The 18,912-nt window shown below is 24.1% G+C and carries 16 protein-coding genes; all 16 read right to left on the bottom strand.

What is annotated here, in order from left to right:
* Positions 1-95: 95 nt before the first annotated feature.
* The 16 genes from ACEG17_RS03950 to rfbA all read right to left on the bottom strand — a co-directional run bounded on the left by ACEG17_RS03950 (position 96) and on the right by rfbA (position 18,909).
* Positions 96-989, bottom strand: a complete 894-nt coding sequence (locus ACEG17_RS03950; RefSeq protein WP_372582641.1) for a glycosyltransferase family 2 protein — start codon at positions 987-989, stop codon at positions 96-98.
* The gene (locus ACEG17_RS03955; RefSeq protein WP_372582642.1) at positions 976-1,866 is read right to left on the bottom strand and encodes a glycosyltransferase family 2 protein; all 891 of its coding nucleotides are present in this window, start codon (positions 1,864-1,866) and stop codon (positions 976-978) included. The genes ACEG17_RS03950 and ACEG17_RS03955 overlap by 14 nt, the downstream gene beginning before the upstream one ends.
* On the bottom strand, positions 1,842-2,447 hold the full coding sequence (locus ACEG17_RS03960; protein WP_372582643.1) for a PI-PLC domain-containing protein: 606 nt from the start codon (positions 2,445-2,447) through the stop codon (positions 1,842-1,844). The genes ACEG17_RS03955 and ACEG17_RS03960 overlap by 25 nt, the downstream gene beginning before the upstream one ends.
* Complete coding sequence (locus tag ACEG17_RS03965; RefSeq protein ID WP_372582644.1) at positions 2,447-3,151, bottom strand: glycosyltransferase family 2 protein; 705 nt, start codon at positions 3,149-3,151, stop codon at positions 2,447-2,449. Before ACEG17_RS03965 ends, ACEG17_RS03960 begins: the two co-directional genes overlap by 1 nt.
* An 18-nt stretch (positions 3,152-3,169) precedes the next feature.
* Entirely contained in the window at positions 3,170-3,553 is a 384-nt protein-coding gene (locus ACEG17_RS03970; RefSeq protein ID WP_372582645.1) for a GtrA family protein, read from the bottom strand.
* Positions 3,537-4,223, bottom strand: coding sequence for an HAD family hydrolase (locus tag ACEG17_RS03975; RefSeq protein ID WP_372582646.1), 687 nt, complete (start codon positions 4,221-4,223; stop codon positions 3,537-3,539). Before ACEG17_RS03975 ends, ACEG17_RS03970 begins: the two co-directional genes overlap by 17 nt.
* Positions 4,223-6,292, bottom strand: coding sequence for a uridine kinase (locus ACEG17_RS03980; RefSeq protein WP_372582647.1), 2,070 nt, complete (start codon positions 6,290-6,292; stop codon positions 4,223-4,225). The genes ACEG17_RS03975 and ACEG17_RS03980 overlap by 1 nt, the downstream gene beginning before the upstream one ends.
* Positions 6,293-6,306: 14 nt before the next feature.
* Positions 6,307-7,398 carry a class II aldolase/adducin family protein gene (locus ACEG17_RS03985; RefSeq protein WP_372582648.1) on the bottom strand — a complete coding sequence of 364 codons (1,092 nt, stop codon included), beginning with the start codon at positions 7,396-7,398 and terminating at the stop codon, positions 6,307-6,309.
* Complete coding sequence (locus tag ACEG17_RS03990) at positions 7,388-8,869, bottom strand: hypothetical protein (RefSeq protein ID WP_372582649.1); 1,482 nt, start codon at positions 8,867-8,869, stop codon at positions 7,388-7,390. Before ACEG17_RS03990 ends, ACEG17_RS03985 begins: the two co-directional genes overlap by 11 nt.
* Positions 8,870-9,710: 841 nt before the next feature.
* Positions 9,711-10,520, bottom strand: a complete 810-nt coding sequence (locus ACEG17_RS03995; RefSeq protein ID WP_372582650.1) for a glycosyltransferase family protein — start codon at positions 10,518-10,520, stop codon at positions 9,711-9,713.
* Positions 10,521-11,303 carry a glycosyltransferase family protein gene (locus ACEG17_RS04000; RefSeq protein ID WP_372582651.1) on the bottom strand — a complete coding sequence of 261 codons (783 nt, stop codon included), beginning with the start codon at positions 11,301-11,303 and terminating at the stop codon, positions 10,521-10,523.
* Positions 11,304-11,320: 17 nt separating this feature from the next.
* Positions 11,321-13,588, bottom strand: a complete 2,268-nt coding sequence (locus tag ACEG17_RS04005) for a hypothetical protein (protein ID WP_372582652.1) — start codon at positions 13,586-13,588, stop codon at positions 11,321-11,323.
* Between the two features lie 23 nt (positions 13,589-13,611).
* A complete protein-coding gene (locus tag ACEG17_RS04010) occupies positions 13,612-15,795 on the bottom strand; it encodes a glycosyltransferase (protein ID WP_372582653.1) in 2,184 nt (727 codons plus the stop codon).
* 20 nt (positions 15,796-15,815) lie between these two features.
* Positions 15,816-16,547, bottom strand: a complete 732-nt coding sequence (locus ACEG17_RS04015) for an ABC transporter ATP-binding protein (protein WP_372582654.1) — start codon at positions 16,545-16,547, stop codon at positions 15,816-15,818.
* A gap of 22 nt (positions 16,548-16,569) precedes the next feature.
* The gene (locus tag ACEG17_RS04020) at positions 16,570-18,018 is read right to left on the bottom strand and encodes an ABC transporter permease (RefSeq protein ID WP_372582655.1); all 1,449 of its coding nucleotides are present in this window, start codon (positions 18,016-18,018) and stop codon (positions 16,570-16,572) included.
* Positions 18,019-18,042: 24 nt separating this feature from the next.
* Positions 18,043-18,909, bottom strand: coding sequence for a glucose-1-phosphate thymidylyltransferase RfbA (gene rfbA, locus ACEG17_RS04025; RefSeq protein WP_372582656.1), 867 nt, complete (start codon positions 18,907-18,909; stop codon positions 18,043-18,045).
* Positions 18,910-18,912: the final 3 nt, after the last annotated feature.

Below are 18,912 nucleotides of genomic sequence, written 5' to 3' on the forward strand. Positions count from 1 at the left end.
TAGAATTGGTGATAATAAAAATAAAATTACTACTCCATATATATATATTTATTTATATTATATAAAAAATAATAAATAAAATCTAGTTTTTTATTTTATCCTTTTACTAAAAAGGATATTTGTTTCTTTAATGGTATATCAATTTTAAACTTTTTTAACACAAAAAATCTATTGAATCTATTCTTTTTTATATCTGTTATTTTAAAATATTCTTCAATTAATTTTTTCTTATCTTCTGTCAACAAACTGCCATATTTATTATAAATAACTTTTATCAGCTGTCTGTCCCTCTCATCAAAGTATCTTTTTGACAAAAGCTCTCTTACAGTATTTTTAGCTCCAATCTGATTATCTCCATGTTGTCTATAATATATTAATGCCTTATTAACGAATATTCTCTCAAAAAATAATTCTGAGATAAGATGAATATATCTATCATGCAAATAAACTTCTTTAGGAAAAGGTAAAATAAAATTCTTTATTTCTTTTGAAATTAGAATAGTAGCACCTTGTACAAAATAGTTAAAAAATACATTTTCCAGTCCTCTATTTATCGCTTTTTTAGAAATAAAAGTATCTTTTAAAATATTGGATTTATTTTTATCAAACAAGATAGCATCAGAATGAATCATAAATCCCTTATTTTTAATTTTTTCTATCATTTTTAAATACATATCTAGTTTATTTTTAACCCAAATATCATCTTGATCAGAAAACATTATAAATTCAGATTCCGAACTTTTTAATAGCTCTTCAAAATTCCGCACTATTCCAAGATTTCCTTTATTATCCTTTAAAATTTTTATTCTTTTATCCTTTTTATGATAATTTTGTATAATTTCCAATGTTTTATCTGTCGAATTATCATCACGTATCAGTAGATTCCAATTACGATATGTCTGATTAATAATGGAATCAAGCTGTTCAACTAAATATTTCTCGCCATTATAGGTTGCCATAAGAATATCAATTTTTTTATTTTCTATCATCCAGTTCACCCATCTTATTCTTCATAAAATCAGTAATTCCCTTAAACATATATTTCAATTTTCTCAACTTATCTTTTTCATAAAAAATAACTTTAAAAAAATCATTCAAAATATAGTAAATATATCTTAATCTATATTTTTTATATTTTTTTAACATGTAAAATTTGTTTCTCATAATATAATATTTTCTTATATGATTATGGTTTAAAACAGAAATTTTTCTTGTAAAAAAGTTTCTTTTCTCGAGATTTCCCAATTCGTGAAACATTCGTATTTTATTTAATTGAATGACCTTATATCCACTTTCTATTATTCTAAAGCATATTTCACTATCAACCTCATCAATAAAAAGGTTTTCATCAAATTTTCCAATTTCTTCCCATATTTTTAAATTTAATAAATTTCCTGAAGTCATCACATGATCAATCTCAACAGATTCGTTATCATCGCTAGATTTATCTATATCATTTTTTAAAATATGCCTAGGAGAAATAATACCAACATTATTTTTTGTCATCTTCTCAAAAGTTCTAAAATAAGATTTTATACTATTAGAATCAAATGAACTGTCCTGATCCATAGTCAATATCCATTCAAAATTATCATTAACTGCCTTTTCACAAGCCAAATTCAAAGCTTTTGCAATTCCTAAATTTTTATCGTTATAAATATACTCCGTTTTTAAATTATTTAAACTATCAGCTAACTTTTTATTATTTTCTTTAGAATTATCAATTATGTATAATTTTTCCACATAATCAATGTATGTCCTTATATTTTTTATATTTTCATCGTCTGGATTATACCAGATTACAGTTGCAGGTATTTTCATAATTTTTGTTCTTTTATTTGTTAAATTTGTAGTAATTCTTTCCATTTTTCTACATTATATTCCTTTGTACAAATTGCATCAAATTCTAGTTTTTCATCTTTTATCTGCTTAGCATATAATTCTAGCTTTTCCTTCTGATTTTGCAACTCTGGTGATACTAGACACAATTTATACCCCATATTTTTTATTTTTCTATAAATTTCATTATTTATTGGTAATTTTGTAAAACAATCTACCCATACCCAATTAACTCTTCCTTGCATTTTCTCTAATGTATCTAATCCTTCGTATTCAGAATATCTTAAAGCAATATTTTTTTCACCCTTATCTGACAACAATTTTATCATTGGAAAAGAAGAATCAAGAAAAAAATAATTATTTATGCTATATTTTTTTAGCAGTTCTAAAATTTTAAGTTCTATTCTCTCACTTTTTATATTTAATATCATAGTTCCATGGCTATATTTTTTTAGATACTCTTCAAAATCTTCACCTAAAATAAAAGGATCATGATTTATATAGATTTTTCCATCAACATTATCCCTTAAATCTATTTCAACTCCATATTCTTTAGGTAATGTTTCTAATTCTTCTAATTTATTTATTCTATGTGCTATAAATTCCATTACTTCACACCTCTTTTTTTCAATTCTAAACTAAATGCCATAGTTCTTTTTATAAATTTCCATTTAGATGCTAATCCAGTATTCCAAGTAGATTGTCCGTGTATTCTTTCAGGAAATAAGACATCAAATCTTATAATTTTTAACTTATTTTTTTTAGCCATATATAATGCATACAAGTCAAGAGAAAAATCTTTAGGAGGATTCTCCCATTTGGAAAAGAATTCTTTTGAAAAAATATTAGGCTGTGCATTTACATCATATAAAACCTTACCCATAAAAATTGTCTCAAATACAGACATTCCAAATGTAAAAAATTGATCGAAAAAGGGTCTTCCTTTTCTATTTCCTTTAACATAAACTTTTTTATTCCAATTTTCTTTTTCTAAAATTTTATAAGCTTTTATCACATCCTTAGGATCCGTCTGCATATCTGCATGTGTCCATCCTAAAAAATCTCCTTTTGCTTCTTTTAATCCCTGTAATATTCCATATCCATATCCTTGATTTACAGGTACTAAAACTGTTCTTGCAAATGAGAATTTGGGTAAGAGATCTTCAAATATTTTTGCTGAATTATCTGTTGAACCATTATTTACAAGAATTACTTCTATTTCTTCATTTTTAATAACATTATTAAATTTTTCAAGAATTAAAGGTATATTTTTTTCTTCGTTATAACATGGAACTATTATTGAAAATTTCATTCTATATTTCCTCCTTTTTTATCTAAAAATTAAAAATTTCTGTCCTAAAAAATTTAATATGGTACTAACTCCTGTTGCACATAAAAATGCAAAAAATTCACTTCCGAACAATAATAAAGTGTACTTATTCACTTGTGAATTAATAAAGGCTGTTATTATATATAAAATTGTATATTTTAATATTTCCTTTATCTGAAACTTTGGACTTTTAAATGTCCAGTATTTATTAATTATAAATCCCACTATTGAGCCACAAATAAATGAAATAGTTTTTGCAATTGTTCTTTCTATACCCATTATCATTAATATTTTATATACTAAAAAATCTATGATAACAGCAGTTCCTCCACCTACAAGAAACTTGAAAATTTCTTTTTTATCAAATTTATTTAAATCTATCATTTTTTAATATCTCCAATAATTCATTAAAATCTTGTATTGACCGACATTTATCACTACCTGTTTTAGAATACCATAAAGCTTTCATGCCATATTCAATAGATCCTAATACATCTTTTTTCAAACTATCTCCTACAAATAAAGACTCTTCAGGAGTTACATCTAATTTTTCTAATATCTTATTATACATTTTAAAATCTGGTTTTTCAACCCCCACTTCCTCACTTGTAACTATCGCATCAATATACTTATCTATACCTAATTTTCTTATTTTTCTGTGCTGTATGTGAACCGTCAAATCAGTACATATCCCTATTTTTATCTTTTTTTGCTTACTAAACTCTAAAACTTCTAATACATTATCATTCAACTTCATATTTTTTAAAATATGCTGCCAATATACTTCATACATTTCAAGAGCTATAGAAAAAGGATTTTCATTTAAATTTTCAAGAGTTTTCTGACAATACAAAAGTCTATTATGCGAAGAGGCTACATTGCCTAATGTACTCTTTACATCTTTTTTTGCCTTATCAAACGCTTTATAAAAATGTTCTTTTGATATCTTTAGATTTTGACAAGTGTATTTACATATTTCATTTATCCCTTGTTCATTTAACTCATTGTAATTATAAAGAGTATCATCTAAATCAAATATAACTGCCTTTACCATTAATTAATCCCTTCCTCTCTCATTTTATAGCTTATTGAAATTAATATTATCATTTCTATTATTCCATTAAGGTTATTTACATAACTCAAATCTTTATTTAAAATTTCATCTAAATTTGGGATTATTCTTTCAGCAATGTTGCTAAAATTAATTATTTTATCATTTAAATTTTCACTACTAAAAATGACAACTTGCTTCGTTAAATCATCTTTATAATCATGGTTAACAACTATATCTAATTGTCTAAGTTCAAAAATAAAATTATCTAAATTTATATCTGCATTTAATGTAATTTCTAAATCTAATTTGACATTATGATTTTTTACAGTATAATCTGTTAATGTTTTATCGAAATATTTTATTAATATATCTGCATATTTTTTTTGAGGATAAATATATTTTATTGCATCAGGCATTCTTTGTTCAATAGATTCTAAAACTTTTTCCTTACTGTATCCTCTATGATAAGTATCTCTTTGGATTTTCCAATATCTTCTTAATTTTTCATCAACATCCATATATATTTTTAAATCAAGATTTTTTCGCATTTTAGGAAGGTATAAAGCATGAAGACCGCATAATACAATATAAGGTTTGGACTTTACTTTAGAACTTTCAGTAAATTTTCCTGTATCATGATCATATTCTACCCTAAATACATTTTGGCTTCTTCTTAAATTATTTAAATCATCTGCTTGTTTATGAATATAGTTGGCTTTTGGATTTAATGCTGTTATCTGCTTCCACATTTCATTTCCTCTTTCCCATTTATGATCACCATCACCTTCAAGAAAAAGAATATTTTTTTCTCCAAATATATTTTTTATCATTTCAATTAATGTACTTTTACCTGCCCCGCTATCCCCTGATATACCAATAGAAAATGATTTATTTTTTCTTCTATAAAACAAACTTTCTGCAATTCCCAATTGATACATCATATAGCTTACATATGTCAATACAGCAGTTAACATTGTAAATATAATATTTATAATTAGAGTATTATTTATTTTTAAAAAATTTAAATTATAATTCAAAAAATATAAATCTGTGTGCATTGTTCTATGTGCAAATATAAAATATATTCCATATAATATATTTAAAAATAAATAAATATAGATATTTACATATTTATCCATACTGATATTTACAAAAAATATTGTAATAAAAGGCACAATCCATATATACCATCCTGGCATAGGAAGAACCAATATCAAAAATATAGAAAATAATACTCCACAAAAACTATACAATAAATTTTTATTTATCTTTTTTAAACTGAAAGCTTTTAAATAAACGCACATAATTGCTAATATCGATAAGTATATTCTATTATTTTGGTATTGCAAAAATATACTAGTTACACCTTTTTGTTCTTTATTCATTATAACCATTTTCATAAAATTATTCTCTGTATCAAAAAATGGTAAAATTATTAATACCGTTAATAGAAAAGATACACCTATAGATTTTGTTGCCTCAATAAAACCGTCTTTTTTGTATATATAGAGATATAGTAGTGGAATAATTGCTAATATATGAAGTTTTGAAGACAATGCTAAAGCCAGCATTATAGAAAAAATAGTATTATTTCGTCTATTTATTAAAAAATATAAAGAACCTAATAAAAATACTGTCGGAATTATATCCAACTGGCTATGCATATACGAAGCATAAAATATAATCGGTGAAGCAAAATATAACACTCCTATATATTTTTTTCTATTTGGAAACATTTTTATAAAAAAATATAATCCTAATAAATCAAATATGAGAATGGGTATTTTAAATAAAATATTTTTTATAAAAATATTTTTTATTCCTATAGACATAATTCCTCCTGCCAGTTCTATAAAAAACATAACTGGAGGATAAGGAAATAAAGTTGTTTCATTTTTAAAAATAGAGTATGGATTTACGAATCTTCCATTCGTAGATTCATTAATAAAACCATATATAAATTTCATAAATAAATTATTTTGATAATCTGATGAAAAAAGTCCCATTGCTATTATTTTTAAAATCAATACAACAATAATAAATATCTCAAATTTCTTAATTTTTTTCACAATTATCTCCTTATTCAAAGATTTTTTCTATATTTTTCAGAATCCCAATTTAAAAGAAAATTCTGTTCTTCTTCAGTTAAAAAATCCATTTCATCATTTCTATTTAATTCAAGCACTTGTAAATTAAAACTCAAGACACTTTCAATTTCTTTGGCTTTCTTTATATTTGATGCAATTATATAAAATTCATTTTCAAAAAATATTACATTAGCATTACCATATTCTAGAATATGTTTTTTAGTAGCTTCTAACACATCATCGTTTTTATTTAACACTAATATTTTTTTATTGCAATAAATCAAACTATCAGGAGAAAAACAATAATTTATTTTATTAATATTATTATTTTCTTTAAAATTTTTAATTTTACTATTTTCACATAAATATACAATATTATTTTCTATAATTTCTTCTAGTTTTTGGTATAAATATGTTGAATTTCTATATGCTTGCATATTAATCTTTAATTTGCCTTCCAGTATCTTTAAAACACTTTCATGTAATTCAATAACCTTATCAGCATTTTTCCCACTTACTATTAATCCATGATTTTTCAAAAAAACTATATTGGCTTTTTGAGGATTATCTAATTTTGAAAATTTATCAAAAAATTCTTTAGCTAAAAATATTCCAGGTGTTTGATATCCTATGATTAGACTATTGGGAAACATATATTTCAACTCTTCCATCCCATTTGTCCTCGAAGTAAACACATTAATTAATACTGGATGAGTATGCAAAGTATATTTCTCTGTTATTGAATGTAAAAAAGTTTCAATTGAGGGCCTTTTTCCTTCAATTAGAGTATCTTCTAACAAGTTTTTTTCATCACTACGTTCTATTTCTAGATTTGTTTTAAAATAATCTACAATTTTTTTATAATTTACTTTAGAATAACCTACATTTTCTTCCATTTCCGAAAGTTGATATCCAGAAGATTTTATAAACATTGTTTCATCATCAATTTTTACAGAGGTATTTCCTCCACCTGCTTGTATAATATCCTCTCGCATTCCTGCATATTTAGATAATTTTATTAAATCTTTTAGTTCATTCATGATAGCTCTTTCCTTCCATTGTAATGAGAATACTGTATTAATATTCATCAAAAGTTCCTATAAAAATTCTATCTTTCACAAATGTTATATTGTTATTAAAAGTATAAAATTTAATTCTTTTAATTTTTTCATAGTTGTTTATTTTAAATCCAACAAATTGCTTTTCTGGATTATTTAATTGTTCTGAATTCCAAACAATTTCATTATTTTTATTAAATCCTATAGCTTTTATTTTATTTAGATTATTCGCTCTTAATCTTTCGGCATATATATAACTTACGCTTATTTCTTTTTCAAAAGAGATTTCAGATGTTTGATTTATATTTTCATCCGTTTTTCCTAACCAAAACACCCCTGATTTGTATTTTATAAGTTTTTTTTGCTCGGGAGACACTAGTACAGGCATTAACTTTTCCAATTTATTATGCGTAACACTATATATATTAATATTCCCTTTAGATAATGCAAGAGTGTGATTAAAAGGTATTATATAATCAGACTCTTTAAAAAAAACATTATAATTATTCCAATCTGATATAACTTCTTCTTTCTTTAATGATACAGGATAATCTGAGTTTATTACATTATTATCAAATGCAGAAAATCTAATTATTAAAACGAATATCATAATTAAATAAAAAAAGTTTTTAAATTTTTCATAAAACATAAAATTAGAATTATTCTTAAGAAATAATATATTAATGTTATATAATGTCAATACTAGTAACGTGATATAAGAAATATTAATAAATAAAGAATGTCTCATATTTATAATATTAGAAGTTTTCATCCATTCAAACCCAGAATTCCATCCAAACATTTTTCCTGTTGTTAATATATTTAAAAATGTTGTTCCTATTATTATTAAAATTAATATTAATGATATTACAATTTCTTTATTTTTTAATGATACAAAAAAATATATATTCAACCCTATAAATAAAAACCAAATTATTAGAAAAGTTATATTTAAAAAAGCTATGTTATACGAATTATTTACTTCAGGGAAAAATAAAAAAATAAACTGTTGAGTAATTCTATACAGTAAATTATTAATATCAGGAATATTAATCTTTGATTCTAATAATCCATTACCTGAATTATTAAATTTTATATACAATATTTGTATAAAATTTGAAAAACTAATTATTATTAGATAAAGTTTTTCTCTATTTGTAATTTTTTTCCAAAAAAATAATAAAATAAAAATTGTTATTGGAAATAAAATTATAAAATATAGTTTTGAAATATTTATAAAAAAAGAAAAGATTAGTATAAAAATATATATCTTTTTGGATAATTTATTAAAATCTAATAACGATATAAATATCAAAGCTACAATTCCATAATAAGTAAAATTAAAAAAATAATAGCCTTCAATTGAAGAGGTTAACGTTACCCCACCACCTAAAATTATTGCAATACATAATCTAAAAAGAAAGGTTCCATATTTTTGAAATTTCTCTAACACAAACAAAGAAGAAAATAATGTAATAAATATAACTCCTGTATTTTGCATTATAAAGATTATCCATTTTAAATTAAAATGAAACAATTTTATTATAACTAGTCCTATTAATCTTTGAAATAATGGCCAATAGCCTGAATCTGAAATAAATAAATTATTCAAAAAATTTTCATTTCTTCCAAAAAATAAAAAATTTGATAATGTTTCAACATATGGTTCAGAATTAAATGAAACAATAGGAACTTTTACATTAATTATAAAAAATATCATAACTGATGTTAAGAAATACAATCTCTTATTATATTTTTTATTATTTCTTGACATTTTATATATTAATGTATAACACATACCAGTCAAAAATAAATAAAATATTTGTATAATAACTGTTTTTGTTATTAAATAATAACTCATTTCAAAAACAAGTCCTTTATTATTTGGTTCTTTATCAATTTTACCAAGAGAAACATCAGAAGATTTATACAGCACTATTGAGTTGTTTTCTTTCCCATCTATTCCTTCAATGATTAAAGTGGCTTTTCCTTTTTTTATTTTTGAAAAATTCATTTTTATATAATTTATTTTATCATTTTCTATTTCAGAGACATCTAAAGTCTTCTCTGTTTTTATTTCATGATTTTGTTCAAAAGAAATTTTTACTTTCCCAGAATTTTTTCTCATATACGTTCCAAACATCAAACCAAATTTATTTATTTTTCCAGGTACATATATTTCTTGTGAAATTTTATTACCTTTTATTATTTCATTTGTAACTTCAAGATTATAAGAATTTGTAACCATTGTTTTATTTAAATTATCATAAATATAAGTAAAACAGGGAATAAGAATTCCAATAATAAAAAATAAAATCCATATAATTCTTTTCATTATATTTTTAGTCTCCCAAGTAATTTTTATCCTCTTTTACAAACTCTTTCCAATATTTTATTGTATTCTGGTATTCTTCATAATCTTTCGGAGTTCCCCAACCAATATATCTATCTATTTCAAAAACTTTTGCACTATACCCTAAATCTAATAAGTGTGAAATTACGCTATCAACATAAAATTCATTGTTTATTCTGTCATTTTCCTGTATCATTTTTTCAGCACTTTTCACAAATATACTTCCTTCTTTAAACCAAAAAGTTGCCACTATTGCGTGATCATTCATTGGAGTATCTGATATAGCTTTTTTTATTGACAATCCTGTTATTTCATCTTTATCATTTACTTTAACCCACCCATAAGCATTTGGATTTTTTAAAACCGCTTCGTTATTTCTATATGTAAAAACCAATGCATCGCATTCTTTTTTCATTTTTTCAAATTTATTCTGATTAATAATCATTCCGTTGTCACAACCAGCGATTAGCAACTCTTCATTATTATTTATTTTTTCTTTTGCCAACAGGCAGGTACATGCCTGTCCTTCTGTTAATTTATCTACTGTTATAAAATTTGCTTTAGGGAAAAATTCTTTTATTTTTTCTTCAATGCCATCTTTTTTATGAAAATCCCTATCTACATATATGAGATTATTTCCATTAGTTTCTAATCCAGGCAAATCCAATGTAGCACAAACTACCATAGGATATTCTTTCCCAGTTCTTCTGTCTATTGTGGGGATAACAGGTTTACTTAATTTATATCCTGCATCTGAAAATCTTTTTCCTTCTCCTGCCATCGGGATTAATATTTTCATTTATTTCACCATTCCTTTCACAGTTTCAGTCCAAAAAAGATATTCTTTTAAATCTTCAGGGGTTCCCCATTGACAAAATTTGTTTACATTTGTAGGAACCCAAACTTTTAAACCATCCTTTACCATAAAGTTATATGGAAGACTTGCGTAAAATTCTCCATTTATAGCCTGATCTTTACTTTCAACCAATTTTTGACAATATTTTTTTAATATTTCTCCTGTTTTAAAATAATAAACCCCAGGAGAGTGTTTAGCTTTCTGCTTATCCTCTTGAAAAGAATATTTTTCTCTAATTTCTATCAAATTATTATTTTCATCCGTCAAACATGATGCATAATAATTCTTTTCAGGTAATAAATTAGGATGAAATCCTGTATAACAAGGAACTGCACCTTCACTCCCTCTACTTGTTACTTCGTGCTTAAATTTTTCAAAATCCCAAGACATATAAAAATCACAATAATTTATTATACATTGTTCATTATTGTCTATTTTCTCTGATGCTCGTAATACATCATATACAGGGCCTTTTTTTACCCAATTATCCACTTCAAAAATCTCTCCTTCAGGTGCTAACTCTAGAAGTCTTTTTCTCATCTCTGGATCTTTATCTAAATGTTCTTTTCTACAAACAAATAAAAAATTTTTTTCATTTGGATACATTCCTTTTATAATCCATTCTATCATTGGTTTTCCTTGAACTTTTATAAATGGTTTTAAATCCTTATATCCAGCAGCTACAAATCTTGAACCGTATCCTGTCATTGGTATTATTATTTTCATATTTTTCTGTAATAAAATCAATTGTTTACTTTTATTACATTTCTCCTTTCAATATTATTTAAAGGTGTTGAGATAACTAATTCAGGTTGAATATATGCTTCTGTATTATCTAAATTAAAAAATTTTATTTTATATATTTTTTCTTTTTTTGTATTCATAAATCCTACAAATTGTCTTTTACTAGAATTCATCTGTATAATTTCTGCTATTACATCATCTTTTTCTCCATATAAAATAACCTTTAACATTCCATTATTATCTGTTCTCAATCTCTTGGCATACAAATATGAAATTTCTCTTGGTTCCTTTAAGTTTATTTCATGTAATTGATTTATACTATTCGAATCTATATTTTCATTTTTTTTAAAAAAACTATTATAACTCGTATCTCCAATATGATAATTTTCGACATTTTTTGAAATAGACCAAGGATAAGGATCTAATGGGATTAAATATGTATCCTTTTCTAAAAATTTATAATATCTTCGCCAATCAGAATAGGATTCTTTATAATTTATAGATTGATTATTATCAAGAACTAAAAATCTTATGAATAGAGAAAATACTATAAGTAGACTAAATAAATTAAAATATTTCAATATTTCTGAATTTTTTTTAATTTCTATTTGCTTTTTTACATTATACAATAACAATACTATAATAAATATCATAGAAACTATTATAAAAAATGAATGTCTATTACTTATAGCACCTATAGTTTCCATCCAATCAATATCTTTATACCATACTCTTGCTAAAACATTAAATATTGAAACTCCTACTATTAGTAATATTAAGCTAAACAATAATATACTTTCTTTATTTCTATTTCTGTATACTAAATAAAGGCTGTATCCAAACAAAAAAAAGAAAATTATTAAAAAAGTTATATTCAAATTTATACTATTAAAAGCTGTTGATAACTCTGGAAAAAACAAAAATATCAATTGCTGTATCATCTGATGAAATGAATTATTAAAAATTTCTAAAATAGTTATTTTTTCTTTATTTCCAACCCAAAGTCCAATATTGTTTTTCATATATAATATCTGAATTATATTTGAAATCCCTATTATTAATAAAAATATATTGTATCTTCTTGATATTTTTTTTCTAAAAATTAGAAAAGAAAAAAATACTAATGGAAACATTACAACAAAATGAGATTTTGAAATGCTTAAAAATACTACCATTATCATTAACATTATATAATTTTTTCTTTTTAATTTATTAAAATCTAAGAAAGATATTAAAATTAAAGCCACTAAACTATAATAAGAAAAATTAATAAAAACATGAGAATCTAAAAATGATCCTATTCTAAGAGTTCCAAGTAAAATAGATATTAAAAATCTAAAATATAAATTACCATATTTTTTATAGATTTTTAAAACAAATAGAGAAGTTATAATGGAAATAATTAATATTCCTGTATTTTGCATTATAATGACAACTATTTTAAATCCCAAAAAACCAAAAATTTTTATTATAATTAACGATACTACTCGTTGAAATAATGGTAAATAACCTGCATCTTGTATAAAAAGATTACTAATAAAACTTTTATTTATTCCATTGATAAAAAAATTAGTGACTATTTCTGCATAAGGTTCTGTATAAAATGAAAGTGTCGGAGCTTTTACATTTATAACAAAAAAAGTTATTGCAACCATAGAAGCATAAATTTTTAGATTATTTTCTTCTTCTTTTTTAGAAAATTTTATCAAACATAAATAACTCGCTATAGCTAAAAATAAATATATCAATTGTACTCCCGCAATTTTATCAAAGCTATAATATTCTGAATCATAGACTATTCCCTTTTTTAAATTTTCGCTATTTTTACTTAAAGTTCCCAACGAAATATCATCTGACATGTATAATGTCACAGAATTTTTTTCAGTCCCATCAATTCCTTCTATTACTAAAATTGCTTTCCCTTTTTTTATTTTTGAAAAATTCATTTTTAAATATCTAAACTCATCATTTTTTATTGTAGAAACATCTATTATTTCCTCGACTTTTTTATTATTTTGTTCTAAAGATATTTTTATTTTCCCATTATTATCTCGTAAATAAGTTGCAAATTTGATTCCATATCTTTTTAGTTTACCAGGAATTTCTATTTCTTGAGTCAACTTAGTTCCTTTTTTTATACCTCCAACTGCTTCTATATTATATAATTGTGTTGAATTTTTTATTATGATATTTATATATATATAACTAAAACAAGGAATTATTATTGCAACAATTAAAATAAAAATTATCAATAATTTTCTTTTCATAAATTCACCTCTAACAAATTTTATTATTGATATAATTCTACTATTTCCTTTTCTATGTTTTTCCAATCCCTTTCTTTAGCAGTTGTCAAACCATTTTTTATTAATTTATCTCTTAATTCTTTATCATTAACTATTCTTTCTATGCATTTCACTGCTTCTTCTATATTTCCCTGTTCATAGAATAAACAATTATTTTCATTTTTCAAATATTCAATATTTCCACCATTTGGAACTACAACAGACACTCCTCCTGTTGCCATCATTTCCAGTGGAGGATAAGAAAAACTTTCTAAAATACTGGATTTTAATAAAATATGTGCTTCGCTATATATTTTGCTTACTTCTTCATGAGGAATCTTATTATAGAACTTATCCACTTTATACCAATTTTTTGGTTTACCTTTATAAGACAAGTATATTATCTCATATTTTTCAGGATTTAGTTTTTCTATTATTTTGAAACTTTCATCCACATTTTTATAATAATCTTCCGAATTTCCTTCTACTAATATTTTTATTTTACCTTCCTCAAAATTTCTTATTTTAAACGGAAATAGAGAAAGATTTATTCCATTTGGTGCGAATTTGACTTCCTTAAAATATTTATTTTTTAACCAATCTTCACACCATTTTGAAATTGTCAGATATTGAGTATTATTAAAAAAATTATATGTCAAATTAGCCATATTCTTAAAATAATCCCCTGTTTCATAAAAATCCGTTTCAAAATTTTGAACCAAGTATTTTTTCTCTTTAATTTTATGATACCCTTTTATAAAATCCATTGTACTCCACAATGTTCCAACTGCTTTTTTAAAGTAAGCATGTAAAAAAGTTTTATTTATACACACTGTATTTATCTCTTTACCCTCATATAATATATTATCATCATCGAAATCCATTGATAAAACTGTCACATCATATCCATAATCTCTCAATATATTACAATGTTTCTTTACAACATTTACCCCTCCACTAATATTGGTAGAAGGTAATACAAATAATATATTTTCTTTCAATTTTGATTCCAAAAATCTAGCTAGTCCCATTCCTGTGTAAGCAGTAACATTTTCTTTTCTAACTATATTATATGTTTTTTCGGCTATTTTATATCTCAAATTCTTATCCTGTATTAATTTTTCGAGAACTTCTTCCCATTCATTTTCATTTGTACATAAATATCCTGTCTCTCCATTTTTTATAAAATCTTTAAACGGACCAACAGCACTTGCTACTGTTACAGTTTTTACAAGCCCTGCTTCTACCCATTTATTTTCTGACTTCGCTTCATTAAAAACTGACTCTTCTAAAGGAACTAAATTTATATCAAGATCTGAAATTAATTTTGGTAGCTTTTTCCAATCCACAAAATCTTTTTTTACAATTTTATGCTCTACCTCTTTTAAATTTTCGGGAACATCCAAAAAACCAACAACTGATAGATACACATTGTCATATTTTTTCAATAATTTTTTTATTACAGGAGATATTAATTCAAAATCTGGATTATGTGTTATACTTCCACTCATGTATCCAAGATAAATTTTATCATCATCTTTTCCATTTTTTTCATTTTGTTTTATAATACTCTCGGAAATTTCCAACATTTTTTCAGATGAAACATTACGATTAATATAAACTTCAGGAACATAATTTTCTAATTCTCTAGCTAATGTTTTGGTCGTAGTTATTCCATAATCACATTTTTTAAGAGTTTCCTGCATTCTATTAACTCCGTCCATATAAATGGCATAGTCTTCTTTTGACATTTCATCTAGATATTTTATGGTTTTTACATATTTTTCATCTATAACTAAATCATCTATATCAAAAAAAGTTGTTTTATTATAACTCTTTGCTTTATCTATAAATTCTAATATTAATGGTGTGCTCGGACATCTATAAAATATAAATCCTCTATAGAATTTAACCATATCCATTGTTAATTTCTCATACCATACTTCTTCACATGAATATCCTACATAATTAAGTTGTTCTATTTGATGAGTTACCCTATATCTACTAGGATGTTCTAAAGAACATCCATTTATAAATAAAAAATCTCTATAATGATTTCTATACTTAAGGTTTCTTCTTCTTTTAAAATATTTTTTTGTTTTTTCAGTAACTCCATTTACTCCTTCTTTTTGCATTGTTATTACCGTTTTTTTTAATAGTTCTAAAGCTTTTTTACTTTTTGTAATCATTTTTATTTCCTTTCCTATCACTAGCTATTCCTATATTCTTCGCAAATTTCTTTGGAGTTCCCCATTTTTTTCACTACTCCTTTTTCTAACCATAAAACCTTTGTACATATTTCTTCTATTTGATCAATTGAATGGGAAACAAAAATTACTGTTGTTCCTTCTTTCATCATACTTTTGATTTTTTGTTCACTTTTTTTTTGAAATTTAAAATCTCCAACAGATAGTATTTCATCTACAATTAATATGTCAGGATTAATAATAGTTGCTATTGAAAATCCCAATCTTGCAATCATACCTGAAGAAAAATTTTTTAATGGGACATCAACAAAATCTTCTAGCTCTGCAAACTCAATAATTCTATCAAAATTTTCTTTTAAAAATTTCTTACTATAACCTAAAATGTATCCATTTAAAAAAATATTTTCTCTAGCAGTTAAATCCATGTCAAATCCAGAACCAAGTTCGATTAAAGGAGATATATTTCCATGAACTTCTATGCTTCCTTCAGTTTGTTTTATAATTCCTGAAATAACTTTTAATAATGTGCTTTTGCCAGCTCCGTTATATCCGACAATTCCAAGTATATCTCCTTCATTTAATTCAAAACTTATATTTTTTAATGCCCACATTTTTTCAAAATTCAAGTCACGTTTTAGAAATTTTATCAGATATTCTTTTAAAGAGTATATTTTTTCACTATTTAAATTAAAACACATTGATAAATTATCTAACTTTATTATTGTTTTTTTCATTATTTCCCTTCCCATTTAAAAATTAAACGTTTAATACTAATTCATTCTGTTTTCTATAAAATACAATAGATCCTAAAATTAATGATAAAATTGCGAATGTCAAGCAAATAATATTCATTTTAAATGAAGGCCATCTATTGTATAACAAAATTTCTCTAAAATAACTTATATAATGATACATTGGGTTTAATTTTATAAAAATTAAAAATTTTTCTGGAATAATTCGTACTGGATAAAAAATTGGAGTAAGATACATCCAAACTAATAATAATATACCATATAAATGTACAAGATCCCGGAAAAAAACTGCAAAACTTGATAAAACCAATCCTATTCCTAACGAAAATATAAACATATAAATTATCAATAACGGTAACCCAATGATATGAATAGAAATTGGTTGTCTAGTAAATATTGCTACAATTGCTATCGCTATTAATGAAAACAAAAAGTTTACTAATGCAAATATCGTTTTAGATGCTGGAAATATATATTTTGGAATATATACTTTTTTTAATAATGAGCCATTTGTTATTATAGACATCATTGACATATTCGTTGCATCTGAAAAGAAAGAAAAAGTTATCTGCCCTATTAAAAGATATATCGGAAAGTTTTTAATATCGCTTTTAAATAATGTTGAAAAAACAATTGTCATTACAATCATCATCAATAAAGGATTTAATACACTCCATAATAATCCTAATATAGATTTTTTATATTTTACTTTTATATCTCTAATTACCATTTCAAAAAGTAAATTATAATATTTTTTTAAATCATTTATTAAAATCTTATAGCTTGTTAAAAAAATTACAATGTTATTTAAGTTAACAATTATTTTAAATAGCACAAAAGAAATTATTGCAATTACAATACCACTTACAAAAAAATACATAATATTTTTAATAAATAAAGGTTTATGGAGCTCTTTTACTATTAAATTTCCACTTGTCTTTTTGCCATTTATTAACAATATATTTGGATTATTTTTTAACACATTAGATTTCCACATTGTTACTGATGTATCTTTTTCAGATGATGAAGTAATTAAAATTTTTATGTTTTCTAAGTTATTTTCTACACGAGGAAAAATAACCTCTATATAATCATTATCTTTTATCTGAGTTTGATTAATAGTTTTATTAACTATTAGCTTATTGTTTTTAGCATTTAGAATATTAATATTCAAATCACCTTTATTAATTCTTCCATAAGTAGCAGATAAAAGTTCTAATCCTCTAACATTATTTTTAGATTGTAGTTTATAAAATACTTCTACTTTAGTATTTTTATCAATCGAACCAATTGGTTCATCAACACTAAATTCATACCCTTTTTTTTGAAAAGGAATTTTTTCATAAAATTTATTTAATTGTACATAAATTGAATTATTAAAAAATAAAAAGATAAAATAAAACATGAAAAATAAAAAAAGATATAATCGATATTTATATTTAAATATTTTCAACTTTAGACTCCTTGTGCATTTATTTTATTTGTTAATTAAATTTAACAGATATTTCCCATATTCTGTTTTAATGAGATATTCTGCTAAATTTTTTAATTTCTCTTTTGTAATCCATCCCTTTTGATAAGCAATTTCTTCAACACAAGCAATAAATAATCCCTGCCTCTTTTGTATAGCTTCCACATAATTAGCTGCTTCTAGCAAAGATTCATGAGTACCTGTATCTAGCCAAGCTGTACCTCTTCCAAGATTTTTAACATTCAATGTTCCTTCAGAAAGATACATTTCGTTCATAGCTGTTATTTCTAGTTCACCTCTTGCGGATGGTTTTACATTTTTTGCTTTTTCGATAACTGTATTGTCATAGAAATATAAACCTGGAATCGCATAATTTGATTTAGGTTCTTTTGGTTTTTCTTCTAATGAAATGGCTTTTCCATTTTCATCAAATTCTACAACTCCATAAGCTCTGGGATCTTTTACAGGATATCCAAATATTGTAGCTCCTTTTGTTAAATTAGCGGCCTGTTCAACTAACCCAGAAAATCCGCTACCGTAAAATATGTTATCTCCTAAAATTAAAGCTACGTTATCATTACCAATAAATTCTTCACCAATTAAAAAAGCTTCTGCAAGTCCATTAGGCTTTTCTTGCACTTGATATTTTAAAGATATCCCCAAATCACTTCCATCTCCTAAAAGTTCTTTAAATAAAGGCAAATCCCTTGGTGTAGAAATAATCAAAATATCCTTTATATTTGCAAGCATAAGTACAGATAAAGGATAATAAATCATAGGTTTATCATAAATTGGTATGATTTGTTTTGAAATTGATTTTGTTAATGGATAGAGTCTAGTTCCACTACCTCCAGCTAAAATAATTCCTTTCATTTA

This window comes from Leptotrichia hongkongensis (genome assembly GCF_041538065.1).
In the GTDB taxonomy this organism is placed as follows: Bacteria; Fusobacteriota; Fusobacteriia; order Fusobacteriales; family Leptotrichiaceae; genus Leptotrichia; species Leptotrichia hongkongensis.

Coding starts and splice junctions, on each gene's coding strand:
- ACEG17_RS03965 (WP_372582644.1), bottom strand. CDS start 3,151: ATGAAATTTTCAATAATAGTTCCATGTTATAACGAAGAAAAAAATATA.
- ACEG17_RS03970 (WP_372582645.1), bottom strand. CDS start 3,553: ATGATAGATTTAAATAAATTTGATAAAAAAGAAATTTTCAAGTTTCTT.
- ACEG17_RS03975 (WP_372582646.1), bottom strand. CDS start 4,223: ATGGTAAAGGCAGTTATATTTGATTTAGATGATACTCTTTATAATTAC.
- ACEG17_RS03950 (WP_372582641.1), bottom strand. CDS start 989: ATGATAGAAAATAAAAAAATTGATATTCTTATGGCAACCTATAATGGC.
- ACEG17_RS04015 (WP_372582654.1), bottom strand. CDS start 16,547: ATGAAAAAAACAATAATAAAGTTAGATAATTTATCAATGTGTTTTAAT.
- ACEG17_RS03990 (WP_372582649.1), bottom strand. CDS start 8,869: ATGCAAAATACAGGAGTTATATTTATTACATTATTTTCTTCTTTGTTT.
- ACEG17_RS04005 (WP_372582652.1), bottom strand. CDS start 13,588: ATGAAAAGAAAATTATTGATAATTTTTATTTTAATTGTTGCAATAATA.
- ACEG17_RS03955 (WP_372582642.1), bottom strand. CDS start 1,866: ATGGAAAGAATTACTACAAATTTAACAAATAAAAGAACAAAAATTATG.
- ACEG17_RS03960 (WP_372582643.1), bottom strand. CDS start 2,447: ATGGAATTTATAGCACATAGAATAAATAAATTAGAAGAATTAGAAACA.
- rfbA (WP_372582656.1), bottom strand. CDS start 18,909: ATGAAAGGAATTATTTTAGCTGGAGGTAGTGGAACTAGACTCTATCCA.
- ACEG17_RS03995 (WP_372582650.1), bottom strand. CDS start 10,520: ATGAAAATATTAATCCCGATGGCAGGAGAAGGAAAAAGATTTTCAGAT.
- ACEG17_RS04000 (WP_372582651.1), bottom strand. CDS start 11,303: ATGAAAATAATAATACCAATGACAGGATACGGTTCAAGATTTGTAGCT.
- ACEG17_RS04010 (WP_372582653.1), bottom strand. CDS start 15,795: ATGATTACAAAAAGTAAAAAAGCTTTAGAACTATTAAAAAAAACGGTA.
- ACEG17_RS03985 (WP_372582648.1), bottom strand. CDS start 7,398: ATGAATATTAATACAGTATTCTCATTACAATGGAAGGAAAGAGCTATC.